Raw genomic sequence first — 19648 nt, 5'->3', positions numbered from 1 at the left:
TTCATGAAATTTATCGATATAAATTTCATGAATCAACAACAAGAACTCGACGCACTGGCCGTGTTGATCCACGACCTGCGCAAGCACAAGAAACTCACCCTCGCCCAACTCGCGCAAAAAATCGAGCGGTCGGTGGGTTTCTTGTCCCAGGTCGAACGCGGCCTGTCGCGCCCTACCGTGGCCGATCTCACCGCCATCAGCCATGCCCTCGACGTACCCACCACCTACTTCTACAGCCTGCCCAAACCCAAGGCGGTGAATTGGGTCACGCGCCCCAATGAGCGGCGCACGGTGTATTACGCCAATGGCATCACCGACATTCTGGTGTCGCCCAGCATGCACGGCGCGTTTTCGATGCTCGACAGCCTGTTGGCGCCCGGTGCCAACAGTGGCGAGCACACCATGAGCGACCGCGCCGAGCAGGCCGGCTTTGTGCTGGAGGGCGAGTTGACGCTGTGGGTGGAAGGTGAGACTGACCCGGTCACCCTCGGGCCTGGCGACAGTTTCCACCTGGCCAGTTTTGCCCATTGCCGCTACGCCAACCTGACTGATCTGCCCGCCCGCATATTGTGGGTTTACAACTAGGAGCAACACCCGTGAAAAGCCAATCCTCCACGTTGCTGGCCGAAGTACGGACCTTTCGCCAGAACCACCCCGAGGTGCGTTACGTCGACCTGATCGCCCTGGACATTCCGGGGCATTTCTACGGCAAGCGCTACCCGGTGGAGATGCTGGAAAAAGTCGCCGCCGGCAGCCCGCTGAAGCTGCCGCAAAACGCCGTACTGCTGGGCGCTCAGGGCGGGCTGTTCAAGATCGGTGATTATTGCTTTCACGACGGCGACCCGGATGCCAACCGCCGCCTGGTGCCAGGCACGCTCAAGCCAGTGAGCTGGGAAGCGCAGCCGCTGGGGCAGATGTTGATCACCTCGGATGGCACCGAAGCGCCGATTGAGTTCGAACCACGTGAAGTGCTGGCCAAGGTGCTGGAACGCCTGCATCACAAGGGCATTCACCCGGTAGTGGCGTTTGAGCTGGAGTTTTACCTATTCGATAAAAAACTCGACGACGGCCTGCCGCAATTCGCCCGCGACCCGTTGAGTGATGACGCTGACGACCAGCCCACCCTGCATATCGAGCGATTGTCGCGCTTCAGTGAAGTGCTCGACGACATGGCGCAAACCGCCCAGGCCCAAGGCATCGACATCACGGTGATCACCGCCGAACTCGGCCCTGGCCAGTTCGAGATCAACTTCGGCCACTGCGACGACGGCCTGCGCGCCGCCGACTGGGCCGCGCTGTTCTGCCGCAGCACCCGTGGCGTGGCACTCAAGCACGGCTACCGCGCCAGCTTTATGGCCAAGCCTTATCTGCAATTTCCCGGCAGCGGCATGCATGTGCATGTCAGCCTGTATGACGGCGCGGGCAATAATTTACTCGCGGCGCACCAGCAGCAACCGCTGCGCCACGCGGTGGCCGGTTGCCTGGCCTTGCTGCCGCACTGCATGCCGATCTTCTCGCCCAACCACAACGCCTTCCGCCGCTTGGGTGGCACCGTGAACGCGGCCACTCGTGCCAGCTGGGGCTTTGAAGACCGCGACGCCTGCGTGCGCATTCCCGAATCCGACCCGCGCAACCTGCGCATCGAACACCGCCTGGCCAGCGCCGATGCCAACCCGTACCTGGTGCTGGCAGCGATCCTGGCAGGCTTGGAGCATGGCCTGGAAACCAGGCAAGAACCCATCGCGCCGCTGAACGAGGACCGTAACAGCGGCGCCGACTTCCCCCTGGAAATGCTCGACGCCGTGCGCGCCATGCAGCATCAAGCGGTATTGCGCGATAAGCTGGGCGCCGAATTTATCGACGTGTACTGCGAAAACAAACGCCAGGACCACCTGGCCTTTCAACAAGAGATCAACGCGCGGGAATACCGCTGGTTTCTCTAGCCCTGGAATCACCGATGACCGACCAAAGCGCCCCGGCCCTCAAGGAAATCTTCAACGTCGAACGCCTGCAACACATCGCCAGTGAAATGACAGCGGTGTACCCGGCGTTCGACGCCAAAGGCTTTCTAAAGCACGCCAAAGCCGGGCTTGCCGAGTTGTCGGTGATGCAGCGCATGGCGCGGGTCAGTGAGAGCCTGCATGCGGTCATCCCATTGGATTATGCGCAAACCCTCAAGCTGTTGTATGCCCTGGCCCCGCGCTTGAACAGTGCATTTGTGTGCCTGTCCCTGCCGCACTACGTGGCCAGTTACGGCCTGAATGACTTCAAACGCTCCATGGCCGCGCTCAAATACTTCACCGTGTTTGGCTCGGCCGAGTTCGCCATTCGCCCGTTCTTGTTGAACGACTTTGAGCGCACCCTGGCCGTGATGCAGCAGTGGTCGCTGGACGCCAACGAACATGTGCGGCGCCTTGCCAGTGAAGGCTCGCGCCCTCGCCTGCCCTGGTCCTTTCGCTTGGCCCAGGTGCAGGCCAACCCGCAGCTGTGCGCCTCGATCCTGGATAACCTCAAGGCCGACAGCAGCCTGTATGTGCGCAAGTCAGTGGCCAACCACCTCAACGACATCACCAAGGACCACCCGGACTGGGTGCTCAGCCTGATCGAAGGCTGGAACCTGGACAACCCGCACACCGCCTGGATCGCCCGGCACGCCTTGCGCAGCCTGATCAAGCAAGGCAATACCCGCGCACTGACGATCATGGGTGCCGGCGCCAGGGCCGAGGTGAACATTCACCACCTGAAAGTCACACCGGCGGTGATCAACCTGGGCGAGCGCATCAACCTGTCGTTCAGCCTGGAATCCACCGCCACCGCCGCGCAGAAGCTGGTGGTCGACTACGCCATCGACTACGTAAAAAGTGCCGGCCATAGCGCGCAGAAAGTGTTCAAGCTCAAGGCCTTTACCCTGGGCGCAGGCGAACATCACGCCATCCGCCGCGAACAACATATCCGTGAGTTGACCACGCGCAAGCATTACGCGGGCAAGCATTGGGTGCATGTGCTGGTGAACGGCGAAAAGCTCGCCAGTGCCGAATTTGAACTGCTAAAACCCTGACACAAATCAAGCAAAAGGCTCTAGCACGGGTCTTTCAGACACATTTATTGTCAGACAATCGTGGCTTTTGTTGTTGCGATCCATTATCATCCGACGCCTTCTCACTACCCGACGGGTAGTTGTTCCACTGTGTCACCCGAGGCGCCCATGCACCGTTTGTACCGTTTTTCGTTTCACCGCCCCTTGCTTGCCCTGAGCCTGGGGCTGGTTTGCCACTGTGCTAATGCCGCCCTGCAACCCATGGCCGAAGCCCCGCTGGCCAGCGACACCGAGCTGCACTGCCACTTCAACCGCGACGCCAGCACCGACTGCACCACCACCCAGCACTACACCATCCTAAAGCCCAGCGGCCGCGAAATGCTCTCGCGCATCGACTTCGATTACGCCGAAGGCGACAGCTTTGAAGTGCTCAGCGCGCAATCCACCCAGCCGGGCGCCAAGCCGGTCGCGCTGGACGCCGCGCAAATCGACACGCGCACCGCGCCCAATCCGGACCAGGGCTTCAGCCGCTACAAGCAGACATCCCTGGCCTTCCCGAACCTGCGCGTGGGCACAAAAATTCGCTTCACCGTGCGTGAGCGGCGCGCCGCCAAACCGCTGGTGACCCAGTTTCACTACGCCCTCATGTTTGGCCCCAGTGCGTTCCGCCGCGACCACGTGAAGGCGCGCTTTACTGCCGAACGCCCGATCCAGTGGCGCAGTGAGTTGTTCGACGCTTTCAACGTAACGGCATCCGCCAACGGCAAGACCCTGGACGTGGTGCAAAAAAAGCCGACCTACCTCAATTACATCAACGAATCCTCCAGCGCCGCGCTGCAACGCATCCCGCGCCTGGAAGTGGGCAGCGCCCTGGACCGCCAGGCGTATTTCGGTGATTTCGCCCAGCGCTACAACCAGATTCTCGGCGCCAACCTGCCGGCGCAAGCGGCCGCTGCTGTAGCCGCCGCACGCAACCTGGCGCCGGCGCAACAGGTCGAAGCGCTGATGCAGCACATCAACGACCACTACCGCTACCTCGGCGACTGGCGCGCTACCGAGCGCGGTTATGTGCCGTTCAACCTGGCGGAAATCGAGCAGCATGGTTATGGCGACTGCAAAGACCTGGCGATCCTGCTGACCGCAATGCTCAAAGCCAGCGGCATCAAGGCCGAGACCGCCTGGGTCAGCCGTGGTGACGTAGCGTTCTCATTGCTGATCCCTGGCACCAACGCGGCGAACCACGCGATCGTGCGTGCCGAAGTCGACGGCCAGGTCTGGTGGCTCGACCCGACCAACCCGGTGTTCGCCCCCGGCCAGACCATGCCCGACATTCAGGACCGCTGGGTGCTGGTCAATGATGCTCAGGGCCAGGTACGCGAAGAACAGATCCCGCTGGAACGCCCGGAAACCACCCTGCGCCTGGACAAAAAAGTGCACTTCGACAAGCAAGGCAATGGCGCCACCCAGGCCACCATCACCTTCAGCCGCCTGCCGCTGATGCAAATGAGCGTCGCCGATCGCCAACAGGGCACCACCGCCACCGACCAGAACATCTGCGGCAACTTCGGCAACGAAATCAGCGGCTGCACCATCACTCGCCCACCCACCGCCTTCGTGGTGCACGACGGCTACACCGTCAACGCCAGCATGAACGACCAGCGCGCGCTGGAAAAGCTCGCGAACGACTACGTCTACACCGACGAGTCACTCAAAGGCCGCTGGGATGGCTTCATCAACTACCGCCGCCATGATCAACAAGCCGACCTTTATCTGGGCAACCCGGAAACCTACGACTACCGCTTCACGCTGACCGGTGGGCAGATGGAAAAAGCCATCCCCGGCTGTCAGGTGCGCTCGCCGTGGTATGACCTGGATCTGGACGGCAAGCTTATGGATAACGGCCTGCAATATCACTATCGCCTGAGCCAGAAAACGCGCTGGTTGACCCATGCGGAAGTCGCCAGTGAAGCGTTCGGCAAGATGATAAAAGAGGCGCGGGCGTGTGCCGAACAGGTGCATCAGGTGGTGAAGCTCTAATAATTCACTGACACAACACAAACCCAATGTGGGAGCGGGCTTGCCTGCGATTGCAGTGTGTCATTCAACAAATAAGTTGACTGACAGGGACTCATCGCAGGCAAGCCAGCTCCCACATTTTTATCCGGTTTCTTCAGTGAATTTCGCCGAGCAGCAACCCTTGCTCGCGCGCGCACAACTCCACCACATAATCCCACAACACCCGCAACCGCACCGACTTGTGCAGCTCTCGGCGCGAGCTGATCCAGTAGCTGCGCTGGATGCTTTCTGCCGGCAGCAACGGCACCAGGTCCGGGTCGCCGGCGGCCATGAAGCACGGCAACACGGCAATCCCCAACCCCGAACGCGCCGCCTGGTGTTGAGCAATCACGCTGGTGCTGTGAAACACCACCTTGGGGTTGCGGCAAAAGCTGCTGAGGAACTTGAGTTCCTGGCTGAACAGCAGGTCATCCACGTAATCAATCCAGGCATGGGCGGCGAGGTCTTCACGCTTTTCGATCGGCGGGTTGCGCGCAAGGTAGGCACGGCTGGCGTAGAGCGCCAGGCGGTAGTCGGTGAGTTTGCGCGTGACGAGTTGGTCGACGCTGGGGCGCTCGAGGTGGATGCTGATTTCCGCTTCACGGTTGAGAATGCTCACAAAGCGCGGCACCGCCACCAGTTCCACTTCCAGCCCCGGATAACGCTCGAAGAGCCCGCCCATGCGGCTGGCGAGGAACATCACGCCCAACCCCTCGGCCACGCCGAGGCGGATCTTGCCCAGCGGCGCAGCGGAATGGGTGAGTTCGTCTTCGGCCAGCAACGCGACGTTTTCCATGGCCTCGGCGTGCTTGAGCAGCGCTTCTCCGGAAGGCGTCAGTTCGTAGCCTTGGGCATGCTGCACGAACAACGCGGTGCCAAGGCTCTTCTCGATAGCCTCGATATGCCGGGCCACAGTGGCGTGCGTGGTTTTCAGGCGCTGCGCAGCGGTGAGCAGGCGGCCACTGCGTTGCAGCTCCAGAAAAAACCGCAGGTCATTCCAGTCGAACATGTCGCCTCCAATGCGGGAGCCTGAGCCGCGCTGTTTAAAAACGCACAGCAGCTGGGTAAAAACTAACATTTTTAAGACGAAAACTAACAACTAGGATGGGGCCAATAAGAAAAACAAGCGAGACCTCAGATGCCCATTGCAACTGCTGAATACGATTACATCGTCGTAGGCGCCGGCCCCGCAGGCTGCCTGCTGGCTAATCGATTGTCCGCCAACCCCGCCCACCGCGTGCTGCTGCTCGAAGCCGGTGGCCGCGACAATTACCCCTGGATCCACATCCCCGTCGGTTACCTCTTCTGCATCGGCAACCCGCGCACCGACTGGTGCTTCAAGACCGAAGCCCAGGAAGGCCTGCAAGGCCGTGCGCTGAGTTACCCACGCGGCAAGGTACTGGGCGGCTGCTCGTCCATCAACGGCATGATCTATATGCGCGGCCAAGCCCAGGATTACGACGGCTGGGCAGCGGCAGGCAACCCCGGCTGGGCCTGGAAAGACGTGCTGCCGCTGTTCAAACAGAGCGAAAACCATTTTGCCGGCGGTTCGGAATTTCACAGCGACGGCGGTGAGTGGCGCGTGGAGCAACAGCGCCTGCACTGGCCGATCCTCGATGCCTTTCGCGATGCGGCGGCGCAAAGTGGCATCGCACCGATCAGCGATTTCAACCAGGGCGACAATGAAGGCTGCGGCTACTTCCAGGTCAACCAGAAGGCCGGGGTGCGCTGGAACGCGGCCAAGGCATTTCTCAAGCCGATCCGCCAGCGCCCCAACCTCACCGTGCTGACCGAAGTGGAAGTCGACCGCGTGGTGCTGGAAAACGGCCGCGCTTCGGCTGTGGTCGGGCGCCAGCATGGCCAGCAATCAAGCTGGAAAGCACGCAAGGAAATCGTCCTGTGCGCCGGTTCCGTCGGCTCGCCGGGTATCCTGCAACGCTCGGGGATTGGCCCGTCCCATGTGCTCAAGCCATTGGGCATCAACGTGCTGCATGAACTGCCGGGTGTCGGTGGCAACCTGCAGGATCACCTGCAACTGCGGCTGATCTACAAGCTGGAAAACGCACGCACCTTGAACCAGATCGCCGGCACCCTGTTGGGCAAAATGGGCATGGGCCTGCGCTACTTGTATGACCGCAGCGGCCCATTGTCGATGGCGCCCAGCCAGCTCGGCGCCTTCGCCCGCTCCGGCCCGGAACAGACGTCGGCCAATCTTGAGTATCACGTGCAGCCATTGTCCCTGGAACGCTTTGGCGAACCGTTGCATGCGTTCCCGGCATTTACCGCCTCGGTCTGCGACCTGCGCCCGCAAAGCCGTGGCCGCATTGATATTCGCTCGGCCAACCCGGCAGATGCCCCCCTGATACGGCCCAACTACCTCAGCCATCCCGAAGATTTGCGCGTAGCCGCCGACGCAATTCGCCTGACCCGCCGCATTGTCGCCGCACCGGCCCTGAGCCAGTTCAAGCCGGTGGAATACCTGCCGGGCGACGCGCTGCAAACCGAAGAACAGCTGCATGAAGCCGCTGCACGCATCGGCACGACGATTTTCCACCCGGTGGGTACTTGCCGCATGGGCGATGACAACGCTGCAGTGGTCGATGCCCAACTGCGCGTGCATGGCGTGCCGGGCCTGCGCATTGCCGATGCCTCGGTGATGCCACGCATCACATCCGGCAACACTTGCTCACCTACACTGATGATTGCGGAAAAAGCAGCGCAGCTGATGCTTTCGCCGAACACAAGGAGTCTCGCCCCGCAGAGAGAAACGCTTCATGCAATCTGAATAGCGGCGCCGCACCCGGCGCCGACAGTGGAACAACAATAAATAATCACTGTGAGGGATACCCGATGTCAGAACATGCTCAACCCCTGGGCTCGGCCGTCAAGGCGAGCACCGGCAGCGAATCAAGGAAAGTCATCTTCGCCTCGTCTTTAGGGACGGTGTTCGAGTGGTACGACTTTTTCCTCTACGGCGCCCTGGCGGCGGTAATCAGCAAGCAATTCTTTGCCGGGGTGAATGACACTACGGCGTTTATCTTTGCCTTGATGGCCTTTGCCGCAGGCTTTGTGGTGCGGCCGTTCGGCGCGCTGGTGTTCGGCCGCCTGGGCGACATGATCGGGCGCAAGTACACGTTTTTGGTCACCATCATCCTCATGGGCGTGGCGACCTTCTGTGTCGGGCTGTTGCCGACCTATGCCAGCATCGGCATTGCGGCGCCGATCATTCTGATCGTGCTGCGTATGCTGCAAGGCCTGGCGTTGGGCGGCGAATATGGCGGCGCAGCCACCTATGTGGCCGAGCACGCACCGGCCGGCAAACGCGGCCTGCACACCAGCTGGATTCAATCCACCGCCACCCTGGGCCTGCTGCTGTCGCTGCTGGTGGTGCTGGCTTGCCGTTACTTCACCGGCGACCAGTTCGAAGTGTGGGGCTGGCGCATTCCGTTCCTGTTCTCCATTGTGCTGCTGGGCATTTCCACCTGGATCCGCATGAGCCTGCATGAGTCGCCGGCATTCCTGAAGATGAAAGAGGAAGGCAAGGCGAGCAAGTCGCCGATCCGCGAATCCTTCGGCAAATGGGAAAACCTCAAGGTGGTGCTGATTGCGCTGTTCAGCATCAACGGCGGGCAGGCAGTGACCTTCTACGCCGCGCAGTTCTACGTGCTGTTCTTCCTCACGCAATTCCTGAAGATGGACCCGGCCCTGGCCAATATGCTGCTGATCATCAGCGTGGTAATCGGCGCACCGTTCTTCATCCTGTTTGGCTGGCTGTCGGACAAGGTTGGGCGCAAACCGGTGCTGATGCTCGGTTTGCTGCTGGCCACCGCGCTGTACTTCCCGATCTTCAAGGGGCTGGCGCACTACACCAACCCGGCGATGGACCAGGCCAGCCACCAGGCGCCGATTACCGTATTGGCCGACCCGGCCACCTGCACCTTCCAGTTCGACCCGGTCGGCAAGGCGCGTTTTGACAGCCCATGCGACAAGGTCAAGACCTTCCTGGTCAAACAGGGCCTGCCTTACAGCAGCGCCGCCGCGCCAGCCGGCAGCCCGGTGCAGGTGAGCGTCGGTGATGTGCGCATCGACGGTTACGACGAAGCGGCCCTGCGCGGCGCGGTGACCCTGGCCGGCTACCCGACGTCGGCGGATGTGGCGCAGGTCAACAAGGTGATGGTGGTGGTGCTGATCGTGGTGCTGATCCTGATCGCCGCCATGTGCTACGGCCCGCTGGCGGCGCTGATGGTGGAACTGTTCCCGACGCGTATCCGCTACACCTCGATGTCCCTGCCCTACCACATCGGTAACGGCTGGTTTGGCGGGTTCCTGCCGACCGTGTCGTTTGCCCTGGTGGTGTACACCGGCGATATCTTCTACGGCCTGTGGTACCCGGTGGTGGTGACCGGGGTGAGCTTGATTGTGGGGTTGTTCTGCCTGAAAGAAACCAAGAACGTGGATATCAATAACAACTGATCTTCAAAACGCTGAAGATCCCCTGTGGGAGCTGGCTTGTGTGCAAGCCAGCTCCCACATTTGGCTGTGTGGTGCCCACACAAATTGCTGTACATCCATACAGATAAAGGTTGCTCAATTGCCTTTGACTGAGCATCCTGCAAGGCATCGACCCGATTTGATGTGATGACCATGCGGCTGTACCTCTGTGAAAAACCCTCCCAGGCCAAGGATATCGCGGCCGTGCTCGGCGCCAGCCGGCGTGGCGACGGCTGCTGGCTGGGTAACGGGGTCACAGTCACCTGGTGCATCGGCCACCTGCTGGAAACCGCCCCGCCCGACGCCTACGACGCCAAATACAAGCGCTGGGTGCTGGCCGACCTGCCGATCGTGCCGGAAAAATGGAAGATGCGGGTCAAGCCCAAGACCGCCAGCCAGTTCAAGGCCGTCAAGCGTTTGCTCGGGGAAGCCCAGGAACTGGTGATTGCCACCGACGCCGACCGCGAAGGCGAAATGATCGCTCGGGAGCTGGTGGAGCATTGCCGCTATCGCGGGCCGATCCAGCGCTTATGGTTATCGGCGCTGGATGAAGCCTCCATCCGCAAGGCCTTGGCGGCCCTCAAACCCGGCGCCGAAACCTTCAGCCTGTACCACTCGGCCCTTGGCCGCTCGCGCGCCGACTGGCTGATCGGCATGAACATGAGTCGCCTGTTTACCCTGCTCGGGCGTCAATCCGGCTATCAAGGCGTATTGCCGGTGGGCCGCGTGCAAACCCCGACCTTGCGCCTGGTGGTGGACCGCGACCGCAGCATCGCCGACTTTGTGCCGGTGGCTTACTGGGCCATTGATGTCGACCTGCGCCACGGTCCCATGACCTTCACGGCTCAATGGCGCGCCGCTGAGGATACCTGCGACGATCAAGGCCGCTGTCTTAACCCGCAACTGGCCCGCGATGCCGCCGATACGATGACCCGCGCCGCCAGCGCCAGGCTGGTCAAACTGCGTACCGAGCGCGTGCGCGAGGTGGCGCCCCTGCCCTTCGACCTCGGCACATTGCAGGAAATCTGCTCCAAAAAGCTCGGCCTCGGCGCCCAGGAAACCCTGGACATCGCACAGTCCCTATACGAAACCCACAAAGTCATCACCTACCCTCGCAGTGATTGCGGCTACCTGCCGCTCAGCCAACACGGTGATGCGCCGAAGATTTTGGCCGCGCTGGCCCGCGCGGACGCGGCGGTGAACGAGCTGACGGCGCATATCGACCCGCAACGCCGTTCGCGAGCCTGGAACGACGCCAAGGTCAGCGCGCACCACGGCATTATTCCTACGGGTGCGGGTAAGGATGTCGCGCAACTGACCGGCAAGCACCGTGCGGTCTACACGCTGATTCGCGCACGTTACCTGGCGCAGTTCCTGCCCAACCATGAATACGATCGCACCCAGGCGGATTTCGACTGCGCAGGCCAAGCTTTGCGCGCGGTAGGTAAAGTCATCATCGAGCCGGGCTGGAAACGCGCCCTGCCCGAGGCGCTCGCGCCCGCTAAAGGCCGCGAAGCCCCCGCACCGCAGGCCTTGCCGACGCTGGTGCAAGGCCAGGATTACGCGGTGGTCAAGGTCAACCTCAAGGACCTGTGGACCCAACCGCCCAAGCCCTTCACCGAGGGTGACCTGATCAAGGCGATGAAAAACGTCGCCAAGCTGGTGCAAGACCCGCTGCTCAAGCAAAAGCTCAAGGACACCACCGGCATCGGCACCGAAGCCACCCGCGCCGGGATTATCCAGGGTTTGCTCGACCGGGGTTATCTGATCAAAAACGGCAAGGCACTGTCGGCCACTGCGGCGGCGTTCAGCCTGATCGACGCGGTGCCGCGGGCGATTGCCGACCCCGGCACCACTGCGATCTGGGAGCAGGCGCTGGACATGGTGCAAAGCGGAGAGATGAGCCTGGAAGAATTCGTCGCCAAGCAGGCGGCCTGGATGAGCAAACAAGTGGCACGCTGCAATGGCATGCGCATGACCATCACCGGTCCGGCCAGCCCGGCGGGCCGAGCCGCCACGCCGTGGAAAAACAAACGCAAGGCCGCACCGCGCAAGACGACAGGCGCTCCAAAGCGGGCGAAAAAACCGAAAAGTGCCGGCTAAAACGCGAATTAAACCAGTGAATGACGTTTTTCGACGGGTTTAACGCCGCTTTGGGCCTTGCAGCGCTGTAGCCCGTCTAGGATTCTGTAGGGGACTCGCTGACTTCCTAACAACAACACCGGAGTGGCCGCCATGAAAACCGTTGCACAAGTGCTCAAAGCCAAGGACCAGAAGAATCAGGACGTGCATACCATCCAATGGGATCACACGGTGTTTGAGGCGCTGGTGCGAATGTCGGAGAAAAACGTCGGCGCCTTGCCGGTGGTCAAGGAGGGTGCAGTTGTCGGAATCATCAGCGAACGCGATTACGCACGCAAACTCATCCTCAAGGGCCTGTCGTCGGTCAAAACCCGAGTGGATGAGGTGATGAGTTCCCCTGTGATTACCGTTGATACCCATAAAAGTGTCGAAGAATGCATGAACATCATGACCGACAGTCACCTGCGCCACCTGCCCGTGGTCGAAGACGGCAAACTGCTGGGCCTGCTGTCCATTGGTGACCTGGTAAAAGAGGCCATTGCCGAGCAGGCCGACCTGATCAAACAGCTGGAGCAGTACATCCGCGGCGAATAGGGGAACCCATGCTCGATACGCTGGACCACCAAGACGACCACCTCGACACCCTGTACCGGGCCATGGCTGAACGACGCTTTTTGGTCTTGACCGGTGCAGGTATCAGCACGTCATCGGGCATCCCGGATTATCGCGACAGCGAAGGCGTGCGCCGTGGCAAGGCGCCGATGATGTACCAGGAATTCCTCGCCACCGCCCAAGCGCGCCGCCGCTATTGGGCACGGGCCATGCTGGGTTGGCCACGGGTGCGTATTGCGCAGCCGAACCAGGCTCATCTGGCGCTGGCAACACTGCAGCAACGCGAGCGTATCAGCGGGCTGATCACGCAAAACGTCGACACCCTGCATGATCAGGCCGGCAGCCATGAGGTGATCGAACTGCATGGCAGCCTGCATCGTGTGCTTTGCCTGGACTGCCAGCAGCGCAGTACCCGCGACGTGATTCAGCGGCAGATGGAAATCGATAATCCTTATCTGGTGCAGGTCCACGCGGTGCAGGCGCCTGACGGTGACACCCTGCTCGATTCGACCTTTGAAGAACGCTTCCAGATGCCGCGCTGCCCCCATTGCAACGGCGAGCGCTTGAAGCCAGACGTTGTATTTTTTGGCGAGAACGTGGCACCGGCAACGGCGGCCAGGGCCATGGCCGCCGTTGAGCATGCCGACGGGCTGCTGGTGGTGGGATCTTCGCTGATGGCCTATTCCGCGTTTCGCCTGTGCAAGGCGATGGTGGAGCAAGGCAAGCCGGTGATAGCCATCAACCTGGGCAAGACCCGTGGGGATGAGCTGTTGCAGGTGAAGATCGAGGCGTCATGCGAGCGGTTGTTGCCTCTGCTGGCCGAGCGATTGGGACAGTAGGCACACTTCAAATCAAAAATGTGGGCGCGGGCTTGCTCGCGAATGCGGAGTGTCAGTTAAAAAATGTTGAACTGACCCACCGCATTCGCGAGCAAGCCCGCTCCCACAGGGGTTCTGTGCTGATTTGGCCATTACGCCCACCACGACCCACCGCACAAAAAATGACGCCCAAGTCACGTTTTCACGCATTCTCCCGTCCCCACAGCAATTTATGTAGTGACTGAAAATAATCACTACATAACCGTTGACGTAACCTTTTTGTCCTTGCATTATCGAGACGTCTCCCGGATCGGGAGCGTTGGTAACACGCGTTTTGAGCAAGCTCGTCTGACCGCCGAGCTGTTTTTTCCGGATGTGCACTGCCCACAAGGCAGATTGATGAAGCTGACCGGCCCGCAAGGGTTAGTACAAGGAGCTCAAATGCTGCTTGTCTTCGTGATGAAACCATTGCGTAGCCGTTCATCAGCAAGACTACATGCATCAGGTTCAAGACCCTGCCCGTATTCGGCAGACCGTCACTGACGCCCGGTTTTCGCAACCGGAGACAACTAAGCAGTTTTAACGGAATCAACTGATAGATCGCCAACTGGTCAAGGGGCTTACATTATGAATCTGAACAACCAACCAACTATCGATGAATTGGCTGAGATGTTCGCAGCGCAGAAAGACAAACTCGACGACCATATCCTTTGGGTTGGCAAATCGGGCGAAGTCAAAATTGACTGTCTGGCGCCCCATACCGAAGAAGCCGATTTCGACCGCAACCACCGCGAACTGGCGGCGCGCCTGAAGATGTACCGCCGCGGCCAGGGTTATGTCGGCAAGAAAGCGGCAGCCGATCGCAATTTTATCGAGCAAGTATTCGACACACTTAACAGTGCCTGGGCGTCTTTCAAGGATAACTCGCAAGTTAAAGTGATCGACCGCTACTACTAAGTACAACTTGCCCATTGTGGGAGCGGGTCTGTTTGCGATAACGGTTTAACTGCCAACACTGTTGTTGAATGTTAACTGGCTATCGCAGGCAAGCCAGCTCCCACATTTGTTTTGTGGCACCCTCAAAAAGTCGGGAAACGTCCCTTCGCCGCTTCATCTCGAAAAATATCAAACAACACCTGCGCCGCCGCCGACAACTCATGCCCAGGTTTGGTCAGCACACCAATCGGCCGCTCGATCACCGGATCGCTCAAGGTGATGCAATGGGCGCCCGCCTCCTCCATCTGACGTGCGCACAATGCGGGCACGGCGCTGACACCCAGGCCACTGGCAACCATCTTGCCCACCGTAGCCAATTGATGACTTTCCAGGGCCACCGGCAATTTCATCCGCAAGGCTCCCAAGTGCTCCTCAAGCATCACTCGCACCGTCGAAGGCCGTTGCAATGTGATGAAGGGGTGTTCCAACAGGGTTTTCCAGTCGACTTCGGTACATTGCGCCAGTGGCGAATCACCGGGCACCACCGCAATAAACCGGTCCAGGTACAACGGCGTGAAGGCCAGGGACGAGCCTTCAGATGGCTCGAACGCCACGCCCAGCTCCACTTGGCGATCGCGGACCATCTCCAGCACCTGTTCATTGATCAGGTCGTGCACCGTCACATTCACCTGCGGGTAACGCGCGCGGAATATCTTCAGGATCGGTGGCAGCAGGTTGCCCGCAAACGACGGCATCGCCGCTACGGTGACGCGACCACGTTGCAGGGTAAAACGCTGGCGCAGTTCATCTTCGGCATTGTCCCAATCGGCAATCAACCGACGTGCCAGCGGCAGCAGCGACTCACCCTCGGGCGTCAGCGCAACATTGCGGGTATTACGGCTGAACAGGCGGCCACCCAGGCCCTCTTCCAGGCCCTTGATGGTCAGGCTCAGCGCCGACTGGGAAAGGTGCAGACGCTCGCAGGCAGCGGCAAAACTCAGGCTTTGGGCCACGGCGAGAAAGGCACGCATCTGTTTGACGGTCATGAGGCTGCTCCGGGTGCGGATTGAACTATGCTGTTTTCTAAATCAATCAACCTTAAAAAACAACTTAACAAATCAATCCGTCGGCGCAACACTCAGTTCATTGGCTGGCCCACACACAATAAAAGAGGTGCATATGGCAGGTTTCGATAAACGCGTGGCGTCCTATGAAGAAGCACTGGCAGGCCTGGAAGACGGCATGACCGTGCTCTCCGGTGGTTTTGGCCTGTGCGGCATACCAGAAAACCTCATCGCCGAGATCAAGCGCAAAGGCACCCGCGACCTGACCGTGGTGTCCAACAACTGCGGCGTCGACGGGTTTGGCCTGGGCGTACTGCTGGAAGAAAAGCAGATCAGCAAAGTGATCGCCTCCTACGTCGGTGAAAACGCCCTGTTCGAGAAGCAACTGCTCAGCGGCGAAATCGAAGTGGTGCTGACGCCCCAAGGCACCCTGGCGGAAAAAATGCGTGCAGGCGGCGCCGGCATCCCGGCCTTCTTTACCGCCACCGGCGTCGGTACTCCCGTGGCCGAAGGCAAGGAAACCCGGGAATTCAACGGTCGCCCGTACCTGATGGAAGAGTCCATCACCGGCGACTTCGCCATTGTCAAAGGCTGGAAAGCCGACCACTTCGGCAACGTCATCTACCGCCATACCGCGCAGAACTTCAACCCGCTGGCGGCTACTGCGGGCAGGATCACCGTGGTCGAAGTTGAGGAAATCGTCGAACCGGGCGAGCTGGACCCGGCGCAGATCCACACCCCAGGCATCTACGTCGACCGAGTCATTTGCGGCACCTTCGAGAAGCGCATCGAACAGCGCACCGTCCGCAAATAATCCGCCAGCCCAAATAATAAGGAGACAACACATGGCTCTTACCCGCGAACAAATGGCTCAACGCGTCGCCCGCGAAATGCAGGACGGTTTCTACGTCAACCTCGGCATCGGCATCCCCACCCTGGTGGCCAACTACATTCCTGAAGGCATGGAAGTCATGCTGCAATCGGAAAACGGCCTGCTCGGCATGGGCCCGTTTCCGACCGAGGAAACCATCGATGCCGACATGATCAACGCCGGCAAACAAACCGTGACGGCGCGCATCGGCGCCTCGATTTTCTCCTCTGCGGAATCCTTCGCGATGATTCGCGGCGGGCATGTCGACCTCACCGTGCTCGGTGCATTTGAAGTGGACGTGCAGGGCAACATCGCGTCGTGGATGATCCCCGGCAAGCTGGTCAAGGGCATGGGCGGCGCCATGGACCTGGTAGCCGGTGCAGAAAACATCATCGTGATCATGACCCACGCGTCCAAGGACGGTGAGTCCAAACTGCTCAGCCAATGCAGCCTGCCGCTGACCGGCGCCCAGTGCATCAAGCGCGTGCTGACAGACCTTGCGTACCTGGAAATCGAAAATGGCGCTTTTGTCCTCAAGGAACGCGCACCTGGCGTCAGCGTTGAAGAGATTGTGAGCAAGACCGCCGGTAAACTGATCGTCCCGGACCACGTTCCAGAAATGCACTTCCAGTGAGGACAGATTCCATGCAAGACGTCGTGATTGTTGCTGCCACCCGCACCGCTGTGGGCAGCTTTCAAGGAGCGCTGGCCAGCATTCCGGCACCGGAGTTGGGCGCGGCCGTGATCCGTCGCCTGCTGGAGCAGACCGGCCTGGACCCGGCTCAGGTCGATGAAGTGATCCTCGGCCAGGTACTGACCGCAGGCAGCGGCCAGAACCCGGCGCGCCAGGCCTCGATTCTGGCTGGCCTGCCCCACGCCGTGCCGGCTTTGACCCTGAACAAGGTCTGCGGCTCGGGCCTCAAGGCCCTGCACCTGGGCGCTCAAGCCATCCGTTGCGGCGACGCTGATGTGATCATCGCCGGCGGCATGGAGAACATGAGCCTGGCGCCGTACGTCTTGCCCGCTGCGCGCACGGGCTTGCGCATGGGTCATGCCAAGATGCTCGACAGCATGATCACCGACGGCCTGTGGGATGCGTTCAACGACTACCACATGGGCATCACCGCCGAAAACCTGGTGGACAAGTACGGCATCAGCCGTGAAGCCCAGGACGCCTTCGCCGCAGCCTCCCAGCAAAAAGCCGCCGCTGCTATCGAAGCCGGCCGGTTTGTCGATGAAATCACTCCGGTCCTGATCCCGCAGCGCAAGGGCGACCCGGTGGCCTTCGCCGTGGATGAACAACCGCGCGGCGGCACCACTGCCGAGTCATTGGCCAAGCTCAAGCCCGCGTTCAAGAAAGACGGCAGCGTCACCGCCGGCAACGCCTCCAGCCTCAACGATGGCGCCGCCGCTGTGCTGCTGATGAGCGCTGACAAGGCCAAGGCTCTCGGCTTGCCGGTGCTGGCGCGTATCGCCAGCTACGCCAATGCTGGCGTGGACCCTGCGATCATGGGCATCGGCCCGGTCTCGGCTACCCGCCGCTGCCTGGACAAAGCCGGTTGGAGCCTGGGCGACCTGGACCTGATCGAAGCCAACGAAGCCTTCGCCGCGCAATCTTTGGCGGTCGGCAAAGAGCTGGAATGGGACGCGAACAAGGTCAACGTCAATGGCGGCGCCATCGCCATCGGCCACCCGATCGGCGCCTCAGGCTGCCGCGTGCTGGTGACCCTGCTGCATGAAATGATCAAGCGCGACGCCAAGAAAGGCCTGGCCACCCTGTGCATCGGCGGCGGCCAAGGCGTAGCCCTGGCCCTCGAGCGCAGTTGATCCAAAGAGCAACACGAGAAAAGGCTCGATTCCACGAAAAATCGGGCCTTTTCTTTGCCCGTGTGTTCCTGAAAAAACACGATTAACTGTGGGAGCTGGCTTGCCTGCGATAGCGGTGCATCAGCCAGCAACGGCTTGAATGACGAACCGCTATCGCAGGCAAGCCAGCGCCCACCGTTGATCGCGGTTATCCCTCGGTATGAGGTACCGCAAACACCGCATTCGCGCGTGCCACCACCTTGTCGCCCACTTGCAGGCTCACGGTGGCAAACGCCATCTGCCGGCCACGCTTGTGGTGCTCCAGGCGCACCACAATCCACTCCCCCACTTGCACGGCGCCCAGGTAGTCCAACGTCATGCTCGCGGTTATCAACGGTAACGGCGGTTCGCTGGAAAACGCCATCGCATAACCCATGCCGACATCCGCCAGGGTCGCCAACACCCCACCGTGCACCGTGCCACGGCCATTGGCGTGGCGGTTGTCGGCACGCAGGCCGATTTCCAGTTGTAACCCTTCGCCCCGGCAATATGCCGGACCCAACAGGTCGAGCAACGGGCTGCTGCGTGGCAGCGAGACAAAGCCTTCGGGCACGACGTGCGTGATCATGGCGAGTGCTTCCTTGGCCAAAACACGAGGTGTAACCCAGCCGTCCCAAGATCGCCATCAAGATCAGCCAAGCCAATGATCAACAATCAGCTAACGCTTCATGCAACGCTGATAGCGCTCATCCACGCGCTTGGCAAACCACGCGGTGGTGAGGTTGCGGGTGATCTTCGGGCTTTTGAGCACGATGCCCGGCAAGATCGCGCGCGGCACCGGCTTGCCGGCAGCCTTGTCGGCCAGGGCAAAGACGCGTTTGTAGAGGGTGGTTTCCTCGAAATCGAACTGCTCACCCTTTTCCAACTGGCTGCGGATGCTGGGGTTGCGCATATCCAGCTTTGCACCCAGTGAACGCACCGCCAACTCGGTGGTGCCGGGCAGCAGTGAGCCATAACGAATCAGATCCCCATCCAGCGCCAGCTCGGTGCCGCTGACTCGGCTGACAGCGGCCTGGAACGCGGCATTGCGGCTGGCATACAACCCCGCGTTGAAATCGGCGAAGCGGTATAACGGCTGGTCGTAGCTCACCGGGTAACCGAGCAGATGCGTGATACCGAAGTACATGCCGCCACGACGGGTGAAGACTTCCCGGCGAATGGTGCCATCCACGGTGTAGGGATAATCGCGGGCGTGTTGCTGGGCAAAGTCGATGCTGACCTGCATGGGGCCGGCGGTGTGCACCGGGTTGAAGCCGCCGAACAAGGTATTACCCAGGGGCACCATACTGATGAAATCGTCAAAAATGCCGCTCAAGTCCCTCTCTGTGCGTGCGGCACTGAGGCGCTCGGCGTAGGTCTTGCCGGTGGGCGAACGCAATTGCAGCGTGGTGCGCACCACAAAGGCCGGCACATGGACCTTGCCGGCGCGGCGCAGGATTTCATCCTGGGCGATCTTGCCCATATTAGGCACCGGCGGGTCTACCTGGTAGGTGGACTCTTGCTCGGTCACCGCCAGCACGGCGCAGATATTTTCGCTGCTGGGGTAGATTTTCTGGGTATCGAAGGCCGTGTAGATGTCTGTGGCCCAGCCGTTGCGGTCCGCCACCGTGGCTGGCAACAGCCGCACAATCTGCGCCTTCACCTCAGCCTCGCTGCGTTCAGGCTGCTGCGGGCCGCGTGGGGTGGAGCAACCGGCCAGCACCAGCAACGTGGTGAGGCACAGGATCAGGCGGCTTGAATACATGGGGCTTCCTTGAATAACGACGGGCCGGGTTGTGCGGATATCGACAGGTAAGTCTAACCGGGGTTCGCCGAC

17 protein-coding genes are annotated in these 19648 nt (G+C 60.8%); 13 read left to right on the top strand and 4 right to left on the bottom strand.

Annotated elements, in window-relative coordinates; all coding sequences use genetic code 11:
• Window positions 1-27: 27 nt before the first annotated feature.
• The 4 genes from BLV67_RS20660 to BLV67_RS20645 all read left to right on the top strand — a co-directional run bounded on the left by BLV67_RS20660 (window position 28) and on the right by BLV67_RS20645 (window position 5074).
• Window positions 28-585 carry a helix-turn-helix domain-containing protein gene (locus BLV67_RS20660; RefSeq protein ID WP_069787315.1) on the top strand — a complete coding sequence of 186 codons (558 nt, stop codon included), beginning with the start codon at window positions 28-30 and terminating at the stop codon, window positions 583-585.
• Between the two features lie 11 nt (window positions 586-596).
• Window positions 597-1943 (top strand): glutamine synthetase family protein, encoded by a 1347-nt coding sequence (locus BLV67_RS20655; RefSeq protein ID WP_069787305.1) that lies wholly within the window; start codon window positions 597-599, stop codon window positions 1941-1943.
• Between the two features lie 14 nt (window positions 1944-1957).
• Window positions 1958-3058, top strand: a complete 1101-nt coding sequence (locus BLV67_RS20650; RefSeq protein WP_069787306.1) for a DNA alkylation repair protein — start codon at window positions 1958-1960, stop codon at window positions 3056-3058.
• Between the two features lie 156 nt (window positions 3059-3214).
• A complete protein-coding gene (locus BLV67_RS20645) occupies window positions 3215-5074 on the top strand; it encodes a DUF3857 domain-containing transglutaminase family protein (RefSeq protein WP_069787316.1) in 1860 nt (619 codons plus the stop codon).
• A gap of 133 nt (window positions 5075-5207) precedes the next feature.
• Here the strand turns inward: BLV67_RS20645 and BLV67_RS20640 are convergent, their stop codons facing one another.
• A complete protein-coding gene (locus BLV67_RS20640; protein ID WP_069787307.1) occupies window positions 5208-6101 on the bottom strand; it encodes a LysR family transcriptional regulator in 894 nt (297 codons plus the stop codon).
• A gap of 129 nt (window positions 6102-6230) precedes the next feature.
• Between BLV67_RS20640 and BLV67_RS20635 the strand changes: the two genes are divergently transcribed.
• The 6 genes from BLV67_RS20635 to BLV67_RS20610 all read left to right on the top strand — a co-directional run bounded on the left by BLV67_RS20635 (window position 6231) and on the right by BLV67_RS20610 (window position 14052).
• Window positions 6231-7877: a GMC family oxidoreductase gene (locus BLV67_RS20635; protein ID WP_069787308.1), complete on the top strand. Its 1647-nt coding sequence runs from the start codon at window positions 6231-6233 to the stop codon at window positions 7875-7877.
• 65 nt (window positions 7878-7942) lie between these two features.
• On the top strand, window positions 7943-9565 hold the full coding sequence (locus BLV67_RS20630) for an MFS transporter (RefSeq protein WP_017135018.1): 1623 nt from the start codon (window positions 7943-7945) through the stop codon (window positions 9563-9565).
• A 171-nt stretch (window positions 9566-9736) separates the two neighbouring features.
• Window positions 9737-11686 carry a DNA topoisomerase III gene (locus tag BLV67_RS20625; RefSeq protein ID WP_069787317.1) on the top strand — a complete coding sequence of 650 codons (1950 nt, stop codon included), beginning with the start codon at window positions 9737-9739 and terminating at the stop codon, window positions 11684-11686.
• Between the two features lie 132 nt (window positions 11687-11818).
• Window positions 11819-12259: a CBS domain-containing protein gene (locus BLV67_RS20620; protein ID WP_069787309.1), complete on the top strand. Its 441-nt coding sequence runs from the start codon at window positions 11819-11821 to the stop codon at window positions 12257-12259.
• A gap of 8 nt (window positions 12260-12267) precedes the next feature.
• Window positions 12268-13116, top strand: coding sequence for an NAD-dependent protein deacetylase (locus tag BLV67_RS20615; protein WP_069787310.1), 849 nt, complete (start codon window positions 12268-12270; stop codon window positions 13114-13116).
• A 606-nt stretch (window positions 13117-13722) separates the two neighbouring features.
• Window positions 13723-14052, top strand: coding sequence for a hypothetical protein (locus BLV67_RS20610; protein WP_069787311.1), 330 nt, complete (start codon window positions 13723-13725; stop codon window positions 14050-14052).
• A gap of 122 nt (window positions 14053-14174) precedes the next feature.
• Here the strand turns inward: BLV67_RS20610 and BLV67_RS20605 are convergent, their stop codons facing one another.
• Window positions 14175-15077 (bottom strand): LysR family transcriptional regulator, encoded by a 903-nt coding sequence (locus BLV67_RS20605; protein ID WP_056860408.1) that lies wholly within the window; start codon window positions 15075-15077, stop codon window positions 14175-14177.
• Window positions 15078-15210: 133 nt separating this feature from the next.
• Here BLV67_RS20605 and BLV67_RS20600 point away from each other — a divergent pair, with 133 nt between their 5' ends.
• From BLV67_RS20600 to BLV67_RS20590, 3 genes are read left to right on the top strand one after another with little or no spacing between them, the layout of a single operon-like run.
• A complete protein-coding gene (locus BLV67_RS20600; RefSeq protein ID WP_069787312.1) occupies window positions 15211-15909 on the top strand; it encodes a CoA transferase subunit A in 699 nt (232 codons plus the stop codon).
• Window positions 15910-15940: 31 nt separating this feature from the next.
• Window positions 15941-16600 carry a CoA transferase subunit B gene (locus tag BLV67_RS20595; protein WP_065911345.1) on the top strand — a complete coding sequence of 220 codons (660 nt, stop codon included), beginning with the start codon at window positions 15941-15943 and terminating at the stop codon, window positions 16598-16600.
• Between the two features lie 11 nt (window positions 16601-16611).
• On the top strand, window positions 16612-17793 hold the full coding sequence (locus BLV67_RS20590; protein WP_065911343.1) for an acetyl-CoA C-acetyltransferase: 1182 nt from the start codon (window positions 16612-16614) through the stop codon (window positions 17791-17793).
• Window positions 17794-17980: 187 nt separating this feature from the next.
• Here BLV67_RS20590 and BLV67_RS20585 read toward each other — a convergent pair whose 3' ends face one another.
• Together BLV67_RS20585 and BLV67_RS20580 are read right to left on the bottom strand one after the other, a co-directional pair.
• Entirely contained in the window at window positions 17981-18400 is a 420-nt protein-coding gene (locus BLV67_RS20585; RefSeq protein WP_065911341.1) for a PaaI family thioesterase, read from the bottom strand.
• Between the two features lie 90 nt (window positions 18401-18490).
• On the bottom strand, window positions 18491-19576 hold the full coding sequence (locus BLV67_RS20580) for a DUF1615 domain-containing protein (RefSeq protein WP_069787313.1): 1086 nt from the start codon (window positions 19574-19576) through the stop codon (window positions 18491-18493).
• Between the last annotated feature and the right edge of the window lie 72 nt (window positions 19577-19648).

The organism is Pseudomonas salomonii, assembly GCF_900107155.1.
Taxonomy (GTDB): Bacteria; Pseudomonadota; Gammaproteobacteria; order Pseudomonadales; family Pseudomonadaceae; genus Aquipseudomonas; species Aquipseudomonas salomonii.
Note: the sequence above shows the minus strand (reverse complement) of the source record. Positions and strands in the feature narration are given on the sequence as shown.